This window comes from Rhodothermales bacterium, from assembly GCA_039944855.1.
GTDB lineage: Bacteria > Bacteroidota > Rhodothermia > Rhodothermales > JANQRZ01 > JBBSMX01.
Map to the genome: position 1 here is coordinate 41,009 of JBDUXZ010000029.1, position 14,206 is coordinate 55,214.

6 protein-coding genes are annotated in these 14,206 nt (G+C 70.1%); 5 read left to right on the plus strand and 1 reads right to left on the minus strand.

Annotation, left to right across the window (positions count from 1 at the left end):
- Nucleotides 1-15: 15 nt before the first annotated feature.
- Nucleotides 16-2,019: a DUF3857 and transglutaminase domain-containing protein gene (locus tag ABJF88_14480; protein MEP0548139.1), complete on the minus strand. Its 2,004-nt coding sequence runs from the start codon at nt 2,017-2,019 to the stop codon at nt 16-18.
- 392 nt (nt 2,020-2,411) lie between these two features.
- Here ABJF88_14480 and ABJF88_14485 point away from each other — a divergent pair, with 392 nt between their 5' ends.
- The 5 genes from ABJF88_14485 to rnr all read left to right on the plus strand — a co-directional run bounded on the left by ABJF88_14485 (nt 2,412) and on the right by rnr (nt 14,025).
- The gene (locus ABJF88_14485; GenBank protein ID MEP0548140.1) at nt 2,412-4,778 is read left to right on the plus strand and encodes a TonB-dependent receptor plug domain-containing protein; all 2,367 of its coding nucleotides are present in this window, start codon (nt 2,412-2,414) and stop codon (nt 4,776-4,778) included.
- A 75-nt stretch (nt 4,779-4,853) separates the two neighbouring features.
- On the plus strand, nt 4,854-5,819 hold the full coding sequence (locus ABJF88_14490) for a DUF4249 domain-containing protein (GenBank protein MEP0548141.1): 966 nt from the start codon (nt 4,854-4,856) through the stop codon (nt 5,817-5,819).
- A 57-nt stretch (nt 5,820-5,876) separates the two neighbouring features.
- Nucleotides 5,877-6,998 carry a 3-dehydroquinate synthase gene (gene aroB, locus ABJF88_14495; GenBank protein MEP0548142.1) on the plus strand — a complete coding sequence of 374 codons (1,122 nt, stop codon included), beginning with the start codon at nt 5,877-5,879 and terminating at the stop codon, nt 6,996-6,998.
- A 139-nt stretch (nt 6,999-7,137) separates the two neighbouring features.
- Nucleotides 7,138-11,727 carry a translocation/assembly module TamB domain-containing protein gene (locus ABJF88_14500; protein MEP0548143.1) on the plus strand — a complete coding sequence of 1,530 codons (4,590 nt, stop codon included), beginning with the start codon at nt 7,138-7,140 and terminating at the stop codon, nt 11,725-11,727.
- Nucleotides 11,728-11,898: 171 nt separating this feature from the next.
- A complete protein-coding gene (gene rnr / locus ABJF88_14505; GenBank protein MEP0548144.1) occupies nt 11,899-14,025 on the plus strand; it encodes a ribonuclease R in 2,127 nt (708 codons plus the stop codon).
- The last annotated feature ends 181 nt before the right edge of the window (nt 14,026-14,206 follow it).

Below are 14,206 nucleotides of genomic sequence, written 5' to 3' on the forward strand. Positions count from 1 at the left end.
TGTCCATCGCCCCGCCTACCGATTCGAGCCTTCGTCGTCCGGCATCGGACTCGGAGCGGCGGCGGCCGGCGCGGCGGTGTCCGCCTCTGCCCGCGTGAGCACCACCGTCTCCGCGTCGGCGGCAACGGACTTGTCGTAGAACGACTTCAGCCCGTCGTAGAGGTTCGGCTCGAATACGGCGCGGTTGAATTGCGTCTCGGCCTCGACGTGGAGCACGCCGTCTTCCACCTTCACCGTGCGCTCATATCCGCCCGCGCGAACGGGCAGCAGCAGCAACGCGGCCGGCGGCACCTCGTCCACGACGTACCCCTCGGGCATCGTGATCTCGGCCTCGTACGTCGCCTTGAACGGGTAGCCGAAGTCGACGGGATAGCTCCGACTCGGGAGCTTGAACGGGTTCTCGTCGGTCCGCATCAGCAGCAGCGGGTTGACCAGCATGAGGTCGCCGACGGCCTGCCCGTAGCCAGGCACGGTGAAGGCGAGTTCGGTGACGAGCGGCTGCGTGTCGTCGTCCTGCCCGGACACCGTCACGCCGTGCGTCTCGACGCCGGCGATCTCGTCCACGAGGTGCTCAGCGGCGTACGCCTCCGCGCCGAGTTCCTGCACCTGTTGCCGAGCGCGGAGCGCGCTGTAGCCGTGCCGCTCGGACCGGAGCGTGCCGCTCAGCGTGCCGTCCGGGCTCAGCGCGGCTTCGACGTGGACCGCGTGCTCGCCGGTCTCCGACCGCGTCGTCACCCATTCGTTATCGCTCACGAGCCACGCCTCGCCGCCGAGCGCGTCGAACGGCAGCATCTCCATCGGGCGCAGCGGGTCCGTCGCGTCGAGGAGGTGCCACCGCCCGCCCTGCTTGTACGCGGCGACGGTGCTGTTGAACTGCGTCAGCAGCGGGTAGATGCGGATGACGCGCCCGTGGTCGCGCGTAGAGAGCAGCGCGGGCTGCGCCGGTAGCCCGGCCTCGCGCAGCATCGCCGTGAGGAGCAGGTTGATCTCGGAGGACGTCCCGCGCTTCGACGCCATCACGTCGGAGAGTTCGCGGTCGGGGAAGGCATTGCGCCGCCCGTCCCACACGACACTCGCGCGGACGAAGTCGTAGAGCGCCCGCGCCTTTTCCTCGTTCGACGTCAGCCCGACTGTCAGGGCGGCGGCCTGCTCCTTCACCCTGCTATCGACGCGGAGCTTGCGCCCGAAGTCGGTCGCGTCCTCCAAATCCTTCGCGAGTTGGGGCCACGTCTTGAGCACGTCGACGGCGCCGTGCCCGCTCCGGTAATACTGGACGAGCTGGGCATCGATCTTCTGGATGTGGTCCTCCAGCGTCGTCATGTAGCGCTCCTCGCGCAGCGCGGGGACGTTCGCGACGGCCCAGCGGCGGTGACTCGTCTTCCCGTCCGTCCGCACGCCCTGCTCTTCCGAGCGCTCGACGAAATCGGGATTCCCCTGCGTGATGAAGGTGTAGGCGAGGGTCCCGGGGCTCTCGACCTCGAAGGCGCTGTAGAGCGTCGGCTCCTCGTCCTGGAAGTACCAGCGGGGGATGTAGAACGGGGACTCGGCGTCGACCCGGTACTGGAACTCGACCACCGCGCCGGGGGCGAGCGCGGGGAGCGTGAACGTGACGCGCTTCCGCCCGCCGGGCAGGTCCTCGTGGAAGATCGAGCCCTTGTCGAGCTTCACGCGGCGCACGTCGCCGTTGGGCTCGCGGACGAACGTCTGCCCTTTGATGTTGCTGACGCGTTCGAGCCCGTCTTCGGCGAAGTAGGTGAGCGAGACCGTGCCGAGTTCGTAGCCCGCTTCAGAGAGGATCTTGACCCGCCGGTGCCGCTCGAACCGCACTTCCCACTGCGACGACACGGTGGCCTCCCCGATGTCCCCGACGATGACGGCCGCCGCGTCCAGGTCGGCCGGATACTCCGTCATGTCGAGGAGTTCGTCGGGGATGTCTCCCCATTTCATCTCGGGCTGGGCGTCGGCCCCCGCCGCGATGAGGACGACGAGGAGGGTGACGAATGCGACGCGCACGATCATAGAAATCCCCTTTGCTGTTTGAACCCGGAGCCCGCACGCAGCGCAATGGCTACGCCCCAAAACGACGTCCCCTCATGGTTAGCATGCAACCCGTGGAGACAGATTCTATCGGTTAGTTTACGAACGATCATAATCGTTCACAACGAAATGTAGCCCGACGCACCGCAAAAAGGACCTCCCGCGCGATCAGTGGAGCCCCGGCCGGCCAAAGGGTGTACCTAGTGTGACTTAAGGTTGCGACGCCGCCCCGTGAGCCCGTGGCCCGACCGTCGTACTTTCGCCCGCCGAATCGCTGGCGTTACTTCCGGCCGCATCGCGGCGACACAGGAGACGTCGGTCGCCGGCCTGCATTCCCGGCTCTCCCCACGCCCTCCTCCGTCCCCCGTGCGTCCGTGATCTCGCTCCGCCGTTTACCGCTGCTCGTGGCCGCCCTCTGCCTCGGGCTGCCGGCCCTCGCCCAATCGGTCCCGCTCAGCGGCACCGTGCGCGACGCGGCGAGCGGCGAGACCCTCGTCGGCGCGAACCTCTACGCGCCGCGCTTCGAGACGGGGACGGTCACGAACGCCTACGGCTTCTTCAGCCTCGCCCTTCCCGCCACGACGGCCGACAGCGTGGATGTCGTCGTCTCGTACGTCGGTTACGAGCCGCAGGCGCTGCGGCTCGCACTGGCGCAGACCGGCCGGCTCGAAATCGGGCTCGCGCCCGTCCAGACCGAGCTCGGCACCGTCGACGTCGTGGCCGACCGGACGGACCCGCTCGAGGACACGCAGATGAGCGCGGTCTCCGTCCCGATCGAGCGGATCAAGTCGCTGCCCGCTCTCCTCGGCGAGGTCGACGTGCTGAAGGCGCTCCAGCTCCTGCCCGGCGTGCAGTCGGGGACGGAGGGGACGAGCGGGCTCTACGTCCGCGGCGGCGGGCCGGACCAGAACCTCCTCCTGCTCGACGGCGCGCCGGTCTACAACGCGAGCCACCTCTTCGGCTTCTTCTCGACGTTCAACGCCGACGCGCTCAAGAGCGTCGACCTCGTCAAAGGCGGCTTCCCGGCGCGCTACGGCGGCCGGCTCTCGTCGGTCCTCGACCTGCGGATGAAGGAGGGGAATATGAAAGAGCTGGCGGGCGAGGGCGCCGTCGGGATCGTCGCCTCGCGGCTCACGCTCGAAGGGCCGATCCTGAAAGACCGCGCCTCGTTCCTCGTCTCCGGCCGCCGGACGTACATCGACCTCCTCGCCCAGCCGTTCCTGCCGCCCGACGAGAAGGCGGGGTACTACTTCTACGACCTCAACGCGAAAGCGAACGCCATCCTCGGCCCGCGCGACCGCGTCTACGCCAGCGTCTACACCGGCGAGGACCGGTTCAGCTTCGACGTGCGCGACGACTTCACGCGCAACGAGGGCGGCCTCGACTGGGGCAACCTCACGGCCACGCTCCGCTGGAACCACCAGCTCTCGGCGCGGCTCTTCGTCAACACCGCCCTCCTCTTCAGCCGCTACCGCTTCGACGTCGAGGCCATCGAGGACCGGGCTGGCGGCGCGTTCGACGGCGACGAGCCCGCGACCTTCGAGGCGCGCTACCGCTCCGGCATCCGCGACGTCGGCGCCCGCGTCGACTTCGACTTCGTCCCCAGCCCGCGCCACTTCGTCCGCTTCGGCGCCGAGGCCACGCGCCACCGCTACAGCCCCGGCGCCGTGACCTCCCGCACCGAGGGCGACACGCCCATCGACCTCGACGGCACGATCACCGCCTCCCCCGCGATTGACGCGACCGAGGCGATGGTCTACGTCGAGGACGACGTCCGGCTCTCGCGGGCGCTCACGGTCAACGCCGGGCTCCACGGCTCGGGCTTCGCCGTGGGCGACGCGCGGTTCTTCTCGCTCCAGCCCCGCCTCGCGACGCGGCTCCGCGTGGGCGAGGCCACGGCCGTCCGCGCCTCGTACGCCGCGATGAAGCAGTACATCCACCTCCTCACGAACGCCGGCATCGGCCTCCCGACGGACCTCTGGCTCCCGGCCACGGCCGAGGTCCCGCCGCAGACGGCGCACCAGGTCGCCCTCGGCGTGACGCGGACGGTCGGGCCGCGCTACGAGGTCTCCGTTGAGGGCTACGTGAAGTGGATGGACAACCTCGTGGAGTACCGGGAGGGCGCGAGCTTCTTCAACACCGCCTTCGACGACTGGGAGCAGCAACTGACCTCGGGCTCCGGCCGTGCCTACGGCCTCGAAGTGTTCCTCCAGCGTAAGACCGGGCGGACGACGGGCTGGCTCGGCTACACCCTCGCCTGGAGCGACCGGCAGTTCGACGCCCTCAACGGCGGCGCCCGCTTCCCCTACCGCTACGACCGCCGCCATGACGTCTCCGTCGTCCTCAACCACCGGCTCTCCGACCGCGTCGAGCTTGCCGCGACGTGGGTCTACGGCACCGGCCCCGCCCTCACGCTCCCCGTCGGCCGCGTCCCCGCCTTCCCGGACGACCCCGCCTTCAACGACGGGTTCTTCTACAGCTATGAGGTGGACGACTTCGGCGAGCGCGGCAGCTTCCGCATGCCGGCCTACCACCGCCTCGACATCGGGCTCAACTTCCACAAGCAGACACGGTGGGGCGAGCGGACGCTCACGCTCGGGGCGTACAACGCGTACAACCGGAAGAACCCGTTCTTCATCACGCTCAGCGAGGAGTACGACGGGCAGACCGCGCGGCCGGTGTTCAAGCAGATCAGCCTCTTCCCCGTCATTCCCGCCATCTCGTACCGGTTCAAGTTTTGAAGCGGTTAGCGGTTTGGAGTTCGAGGTTTCTGTGCTCAACCCCAAACCCCCAACCCCAAACCGCCCCACGCCACGATGCCTCGCCTCCTCCTCGCGCTCACCCTCGGCCTAACCCTCGCCGCCTGCGACTTCGAGCAGGTGATCGAGCTCGACGTGCCGCCCTACGAGCCCCGCCTCGTCCTCGGCGGCTTCCCGACGCCGGACAGCGTGTTCACCGTCCGCGTCGGCCGCAGCGCCTCGGCCCTCACCCCGACGGACTTCGACCCCCTCGCCCTCGTCGTCGATGACGCCCGCCTCGCCCTCTTCGACGCGGACGGCACGTTCCTCGACTCGCTCTACCAATCGAGCCCGTTCTACGATGACTTCCCCACGCCCGGCGTCTACCGCTCCCTGAGCGGGCTGCGTCCTGAGCCCGGCCGGAGCTACACCCTCCGCGTCGACGCACCCGGTCTGCCCTCCGTCCGAGCGACGACGCGGCTCCCCGAGCCGATCACGTTCGCCGTTCGCGTGGACGGCGTCGCGGAGGACGTGCCGGGCCGGGGGCGCATCGCCCGAGTCGTCGTCACGGTGCCGGACCCACCCGGACCTCAGGCCTACGCCCTCGGGATTCAGCAGACGGTCCGGTTCCAAGACGGCACCTCCTATGTCCAGCCCCTCCCGTTCTCCAGCGTCGATCAGGTGCTCCGCGAGAGCTTCGACCGGCTCGACGTGGCCGTTGATATCGACGTCGACATCGACCAGGGCCAGCGCACGTTCTACGGCCGCGCGCTCCTCCGCGACGCCACCTTCGCCGGCACAACCCGCCAGATCCCCCTCGACCTCGTGATCTTCGACACCGGCTCGGCGGAGCGGGACCCCGTCGTCGTCACCCTCGCCGTCCTCGACGACGACTACGTCCGCTACCAGCAGACGCTCGCGCTTCAGGACATCAACGGGGACAATCCCTTCGCCGAGCCCGTCCGCATCCACTCGAACGTCGAGGGCGGCCTCGGGGTGTTCGCAGGCTACGCCGGTTCGTCGGTGGTCGTCGATATCGAGTAGGTGGAGCACCGACCCGTCGGCCATCGCGTCGGTACCTTCGGCTTTTCGCCTCGCCCCATGCGCCCCGACTCCGCTCCACCCGTTCCCGTGCCGCTCGGCGGCGGTCGCACGTACGCGATCCACCTCCGCCCCCTCGCTGACGCCCCGGCGCTGCTGCACGAAGCCGGGCTGCGCGTCGGGCCGTGCCTCGTCGTGACGGATGCGAACGTGGCCGCTCTCTATCTGCGCCCGCTGCGCGAGGCGGTGGAGGCCGCGGGCTGGACGGTGCACACGCAGATTCTGCCACCCGGCGAAGAGACCAAATCCGCCGCCCATCTCACCGCGCTCCACGATTGGGCGCTCGAACTCGGGCTCGACCGGAAGACGCCTCTCCTCGCGCTCGGCGGCGGCGTCGTCGGCGACCTCGCGGGGTTCGCGGCGGCTACGCTGCTGCGCGGGCTCCCGCTCGTCCACCTCCCGACGACGCTCGTAGCGCAGGCCGACAGCGCCATCGGCGGCAAGACGGGGATCAATCACGCGACGGGCAAGAACCTCATCGGCACGTTCTGGCAACCGCGCTTTGTACTCGCCGATCCGGCCACGCTCCAGACCCTCCCCGAGCGCGAGTGGACGAGCGGGCTCGCCGAAGTCGTCAAAGCCGCCCTCATCGCCGACGCCGACTTCTTCGCGTGGCTCGACGCTCGGTGGGAGGACGTGATGGCGCGCGAGCCCGAGGCCGTCGCCGCGCTCGTTCGCCGCGCGGCGGGGATCAAAGCCGAGATCGTCGCCGAGGACGAGCGGGAGGCGGGGCGGCGGGCGCTCCTCAACTTCGGGCACACGTTCGGCCACGCGATCGAGCGGGCGGCGGGCTACGGGACGTTTACGCACGGCGAGGCCGTGGCGGTCGGGATGCGGGCCGCGCTGCACCTCTCGCACGCGCTCCGGCCCGACGCATCGTTCGACCGCGCCGATGCGCTCGTTGCCCGGTTACCCGTCCCGTCCGGCCTCGCGACGATTCCCACGGCCGCACTCACCACTGCGATGCAGACGGACAAGAAGCGCGACGCGGGGCAGCTCCGGTTCGTCGTGCTCGATGAAATCGGACGGGCGCGGCTCGCCGACGGCGTGACGCCGGAGGCCGTGGCGGCGGCGTGGGCGTACGCGAAGAACACGCGATATTCGGCGGACGGCGCGCGCTGACCGTAGCGGCGGGCACTTCTTCCCCGTTCTTCGGTTCTCGCGTCGTGCGAGGGAAAACGCAGTCCTCCCCGTGCAGCCGCAGCGTGCAGCCGCAGCGTGCAGCTCAGACGCAGCATGCTGCGTCTCTACCTCTACTCCCGTGCGATTCCTGATCCGACTTCCGGCCCGCGTGCTGACGGCGGTGGCGCTCCTCGCCTTCGCCGCCGTGCTGCTGTTCTTCGGGCTGACGCGGACGCAGGTCGGGCGCGACGGGCTGCGCGGACAGATCGAGCGGGCGTTCGCCGAGCAGTTCCGCGGCAGCATCGAAATCGGCCAGTTGACGGGCAACCTCGTCTACGACCTCTACGCCACCGACGTCCGGCTGCTCGACCCCGAGGGCCGCGTCGTGCTCGCCGCCGATTCCGTCGTCGTCGCGCCGACGTGGTGGGGGCTCGTCCGACGGAAGCTCGTGATCGACGACGCGACGGTCTTCCGGCCGCGCATCGACCTCGTCCGCAGCGACAGCGGGCGGTGGAACCTCGCCGACGTGTTCGCCTCGCGGAAGCCGCGCACGGGGCCGAGCAACCCGCTGGACTTTTCGGCCCCGTCGATCCGACTCGTCGACGCCGTGCTCACGACGCAGCGCGAGGGCGAGGCACCCGCCATCGTGCAGCGCGGCACGCTCTTCGACTACACCACGGCGACGGTCACCGACCTCGACCTCCGCGCCGACCTCCGGTGGAGCCGGGAGCAGCGGCTGATCCGCGTTCGGGAGCTGTCGGCCTCGTTCGTGGAGCCTAACGTCCAGATTCGGCGGTTCGAAGGCGCGCTCGACTTCTCGGACGGTGACGTGCGGCTGCGCGACATCGAACTCGCGCTGAGGGATAGTTGGCTCGCGGGCGATTTCTCGCTCGTGCGTTCCGACGATGACCGTCCGCGTGTTTTTGCCCTCTTGCTGGAGCCGAGCCGGATCGTCGGCGACGAGCTGCGGCGGATCGTGCCGGCGTCGCCGCTCGCCGACGCGGTGGAGATCGCGGCCGAGGCGCGTGGCCCGCTCGACGACCTCACCGTGGACTTCCTCACGCTCGAACGCGGCGCGACCGACCTCCGGCTCGAAGGCTCGCTCACCGGACTGCCCGATTCCGCCGCCTTCGCCGTGACGACACTGGGCTCGACGCTCCACCCGCGCGACGTCGAGGCGCTGCTGCCGACGCTCCGGCTGCCGGACCTTCGCGGGCTTGGCACCGTCGCGGTGCAGGGCGATGCGACCGGGGCCGTCGGCGGCGGGCGCGGGTTCCGCGTTGCCTCGGCGCTCGACGTGCGGACGGACGCGGGCCGGGCCGACGGGACGTTCCGTCTGCGGCAGCGTCCGGGCCGCGCCCTCGCCTATTCCGTCGACGCCGACGTGCGCAATCTCGATCCCGGCCGCATCCTCGCCGACCCCGCCCTCGCAGGCGATCTCACGGGCCGCGTCGCGCTCGACGGCTGGGGGACGAACGGGCAGGCGCTCGACGCGCAGCTCCGCCTCGCCCTCACCGAGTCGCGCTTCGCGAATCGCGACTTCGAAGCGCTCGATGCCGACGTGACGGCGGAGGGGCTCCGACTCTCGGGCGACGTCGCGCTCACCGCTGGCGGCGCTCTCCGCGCGAGCGGCACGGCCGACCTCGCGAGTGCCACGCCCGCGTTCGACCTCGCCCTCGCCGCCGACGGGTTCGACCTCCGCCGCCTGCTCGACGGCGCCCCCCCGACGCAGCTCACGGCCGACGCCACACTCGTCGGCTCGGGCCGCAGCCTCGACGATTTCAGCGGTGACCTCACCTTCCGCTTCGACCCGTCCACGCTCACGCTCGCCGACGAGCCCCGGCCGATCCCCGCGCATACGACGGCGCTCCGCCTCCGCCCCGCCGGCTCCGCCGAGCCCCGGATCGACCTCGACAGCGACCTCCTCGCCCTCCGCGTGCGCGGCGACCTCGACGCGAGCGCGTTCGTCGCGCTCACCGCGCAGTGGACCGACGCCGTCGCGCGGACCGTGCAGGCCGAGCAGGCGAAGTATTACCACCCGCCCGCTGACAGCCTGCGGCGCGTGCCGTCGCCTTCGCGCCCCGCTGTCGTCGCGGACCCGCAGGATCTCACGTTCGACGTGGAGATCCGCCGGCCGGCTGCGCTGCGCGCCCTCCTGCCTGGCTTCCCGGCCCTCGCCCCCGGCACCGCGCTCGACGCCCGGGCGACGTTCGCCCCCGACTCGCTCGTGCTCGACCTCGAAGCGCAGGGCGACTCGCTCCGCGTGCCCGGCTTCTTCAGCGGGCCGTTCGCGGGCACGCTCGCGCTCCGCAGCGGGTACGGGCCGAGCCTCCTCGGCCGCACCGCGCTCGACCTCGCCCTCCGCGCCGACACCCTCCGCATCCCGATCGGTCCGCTCGCCGACGCGACGGCCGGGCTCCGCCTGCGCGGCCGGCAGGCCGACCTCACCGTCCGCAGCGCGCAGATCGGCGACGCCGGCCGCTTCGATTTGGAGGCGGGCCTCGACCTCCGGCCCGACCTCACCCGGCTCGACCTTCGCGAGGTCGTCGCCGAGGTCGGCGGGCAGACGTGGGCCGCGACCGGGCCGCAGACCGTCGACCTCTACGCCGACGCGATCGTGCTCCGTTCGCTCGCCTTCGAGCGCCGGCAGACAGCCGATCCGCCGCCGCGTCTCGCCCTCCACGGCGTCCTCTCCCCGCTCGCCAGCGACAGCCTGTTCGTCGACGCTACGGCGCTCGACCTCGACGAGGTGTTCACGATCGTCGGCCTGCGACAGCTCTTCGGTGGCGAGCTCGACGCGCGCTTCGCCGTGGCGGGCGTGCTCGGGCAGCCGACCGTCGTCGGCGCGGCGACGGTCGAGGAGTTCGCGTTCGCGGGACGGCGGGCGGGGCGGATCGGGCTCACGAGCAGCGTGCTCCCCGACGGCGGCGGCCTCGCCGTCGACCTCCATCTGATGCCCGACGGCGACTCGCTCTCCGTCGTCAACGACCTCCGCGCGGCGGGCACCGTCCGCCTCCCCGGCACCGAGCCCGACGGCACGCGCGACCCCGGCGCGCTCGACCTCGCCCTCGACATCGACCGGCTCGACCTCTTCATCTTCGACTGGCTCTTCCCCTCGATCATCGCCGACGCCGGCGGCTACGCGACGGGCGACGGGCGGATCACCGGCGTCCCCCGCGTGCCGCTCTTCGACGCCGACCTCCGCATCCGCGACGGGCGATTCCGCGTGCCCGACTTCGGCCTCGCGCTCGAAGCCGAGGGCCGCGTCACGGTGGACCGCGAGGGCTTCCACGTCCGCAACGCGCAACTCGCCGACAAGTCCGGCGGGCAGGGCCTCGTCCGCGGCGACATCCTCTTCAACGACTACCGATTCTTCTCCTTCGACCTCGCCGCCGACCTCGCCGAGCTGGAGATCATCGACGTGCCGGACTCGCGCGACCTCCCGTTCTACGGCTACATCCGCGCCACCGGCAGCGCGACGCTCACCGGGCCGATCGACAACGTATTCCTCCGCGCGACGGACGCGCAGACCACGCCCGACAGCGAGATGTTCATCCCCGTCACCGCGAGCGGCCCGGCCAGCGACGCCGGCTTCCTCGTCTTCGCCGACTCGCTCGGGAACGTACCCGAGGTGGCCGAGCGGCGGAGCCTCATCGCGCAGCGGCCGGAAAACGAGCGGGCCTTCCTCGACGGCCTCGAAATGAACCTCGGCGTCGTCGCCCCGCCGGGCTCGACGGTCCACCTCGTCTTCGACCCGTCGATTGGCGACGTCATCACGGCCGTCGGGCGCGCCCAGCTCCAGCTCGTCATCCGCGAGGGCGAGTTTCTCACCTTCGGCACCTTCGACGTCGCGCGCGGCGACTACCTCTTCACCGCCGGCGACGTGTTCACGCGGCGGTTCGAGCTCGAAGAGGGCGGCACGCTGCAGTGGGACGGCGACCCCATCGACGCCCGGATCCAGCTCCCGGCGACGTACCGCACGCGGGCCTCGCTCGCCGGGCTCGACATCGCGGGCGTAGACCCGCGCCAGCGCGTCCCCCTCATCATCACGCTCGACGTGACGGGCCGCGTCACGAGTCCGCTCGTCGACCTCTCGATCGCCCTCGACGAGTCGAACCGGACCGTCGCGGGGGGCGAGGCGCTCCGCCGCCAGCTCAACCAGTCCGACCGGCAGGCCGAGTACGCCACGAGCGTGCTCCTCACGAACTCGTTCCTCCTCGCCCCGTCCGAGAACCCGCAGGCGATCCGCGAGGCTGCCGACGAGCTCTTCTTCACCTCGCTCTCGCAGCTCGTCTCCTCCCGCCTCAACCTCTTCCTCAACGACGCGCTCGGCTCCGAAAACATCGACGTTCTCTTCGGCGTGCAGCAGGGCGCGACGAGCGAGGACTTCGACCTGACGTACGGCGTCGCGCTGCGCCTGCTCGACGAGCGGCTCGTGATTCGGGGCGAGGGGATCTACCAGCGCTTGCAGGACCGGCCCGTGAGCGAGGAGTTGCAGGGCGAGGTCGCCGTCGAGGTGCGCCTCACGCCGTCCGTTTCGCTCGAAGTGTTCTACCGGCGCGAGGGCGACGTGCTCCTCGGCAGCGGGCTGAGCGCGACGCCGTACGGGGCCTACGGCGCGGGCATCAACTACGAGACCGACTTCGCGAGTTGGAACGCCCTCCTCCGTCGGATCATCGGCGAGGCGGCCGACGAGCACAACGAAGCCGCCAGCGCCGCGCCATTCTAACTGCCGTGCGCGGTGCGCGTCGCTCCGGCCGGGCCTCGCCCCACTACGGACCGGCGCGACGCCTCCCGCTTCCGTCAGCCGCCGTGCGAACCCTCGGCGAAGGGCGAACATGAAGTACCTTCTGCACGTAGCTCATTTCTTATCACCCTCTCCGCCCGTCTCCGCTCGTCCATGCCCGACACCCGCGCCCAACTCAAGCGCCAGATCCTCGACCACCTCCGCAACAACGGCAAGAAGGCGTTTCGTCCCAAAGAGCTCAGCAAGCAGCTCAGCATCAAGGACAACCAGCGCTTCAAGCTCTTCCGCAGCGTGCTCGGCGAGCTCGACGAAGCCGGCCTCGTGGAGAAGGTGAAGGGGGGCCGCTACCAGCACCGCTCGAAGCAGGAGTTGCACGGCGCCGAAGGCGTGCTCCAGATGCACCCGCAGGGCTACGGCTTCGTCATCGTCCCCGGCCAGAACGACCTCTTCGTCCGCGGCACCCGCCTCAAAACCGCCCTCGACGGCGACCGCGTGCGGATCTCGCTCGCCGCCCCCGTCCGCGGCCAGCGCAGCGACCGCCACCGCGAGGCCGAGATCCTCGAGGTTCTCGAACGCGGGCGGACCCGGACCGTCGGCACGTTCGACAAGATGGGCCACTTCGCCTTCGTCAAGCCCGACGACCAGCGGATGACGAAGGACATCTACGTCGCCAAGGAGAACTTCAACGGGGCGACGGAGGGCGACAAGGTCATCGTCTCGATCGAGAAGTACGACGACCCCAAGGCCTCGCCCGAAGGCCGCGTGCTCGAAGTGCTCGGCCGCGCCGACGACCCCGGCGTCGCCGTCCTCGCGATCGCCCTCAGCCAGGGCATCAAGCACGACTTCCCGAAGCCCGTCGAGCAGGAGGCCGAGCGGATCTCGCTCGACATCTCGAAGGCCGAAATCGAGCGGCGCCTCGACCTCCGCGCGAAGAACATCTTCACGATTGACCCCGATGACGCGAAGGACTTCGACGACGCCATCCACATCGAGCGGCTCGAAAACGGCAACATCGAGCTCGGCGTCCACATCGCCGACGTGAGCCACTACGTCAAGCAGGGCACGCTCCTCGACGCCGAGGCGTACGAGCGCGGGACGAGCACGTACCTCGTCGACCGCGTCATCCCGATGCTGCCCGAGAAGCTCTCCAACGGTGTCTGCTCCCTCCGCCCGAACGAGGACAAATGTGCCTACTCGTGCATCATGGAGGTCTCCTCGCGAGGCGCGGTCAAGAGCTACGAGATCCGCGAGACCGTCATCCACTCCAAGTTCCGCTTCACGTATGACGGGGCGCAGAACATCATCGACGGCGGCACGCAGGAGCACCCGCTCAAAGACGACGTCCTCCTCGCCGCCAAGCTCGCCCGGACGCTCACGAAGAAGCGCAAGCGCCAGGGCTCGATCGACTTCGACACGGACGAGGTGAAGGTCGTGCTCGACGCGAAGGGCAAGCCCGTCGACATCGTGCGGAAGGAGCGGCAGGAAGCGAACCGGCTGATCGAGGAGATGATGCTGCTCGCGAACCAGACCGTCGCCGCGCACATCGGCCAGCCCAAAGACGCCAAAGCGTTCGTTTACCGCATCCACGACCGGCCCGACCAGGAGAAGATTCAGGCCCTCCGTGATTACGTCAAGGCGTTCGGCTACCAGCTCCCCGTCGGCCCCGACGGCAGCGTGGACCGGAAGGACCTCAACGAGCTGATCGAGCACGTGAAGGGGATGCCCGAAGGGCCGGTGGTGAAAGTCGCCGCGCTGCGGGCGATGGCGAAGGCGGTCTACTCGCCCGACAACATCGGGCACTACGGGCTCGGCTTCAAGTATTACTCGCACTTCACCTCCCCCATCCGCCGCTACCCGGACCTGATTGCGCACCGCCTCCTCAAGCATTACGCGACCGGCGGCAAGAGCGTGGACGAGGGCGCGCTCGAACAGACCTGCGACCACTGCTCGGCGCAGGAGCGGCAGGCCGTCTCGGCCGAACGCGAGTCGATCAAGCTGAAGGTCGTCGAGTACGTCAGCGAGCACGTCGGCGACGTGTTCGAGGGCGTGGTGACGGGCGTGACGAAGTTCGGCGTGTTCGTCGAGATGACGAAGCTGCTCGCCGAGGGGCTCGTGCACGTCCGCGACATGGACGACGACCACTACGAGTACGACGAGCGGAACTACACCCTCGTCGGCGTCCACACGCGGCGGACGATCCGCCTCGGCGACCCGGTGAAGGTGCAGGTCGCCGCCGCGAACGTCGAGACCCGGAAGATCGACCTCGCCTTCGTGAACTGAAGTCCCGGCCACGGCTTAATACCGATGGAGGAGAGTCCCTCCCCCTCGGAGGGGGAGGACAGGTGCGGGTCCGCCGCGCTCGGCGTAAACGCATCGGGTTCCCCAAGCGTCGCAGACCCCCCGCTCACCCCGCAAGCGGGGCTCGCTGCCCCCCTCGGCGGAGGGCGGGTACGTTTCCATT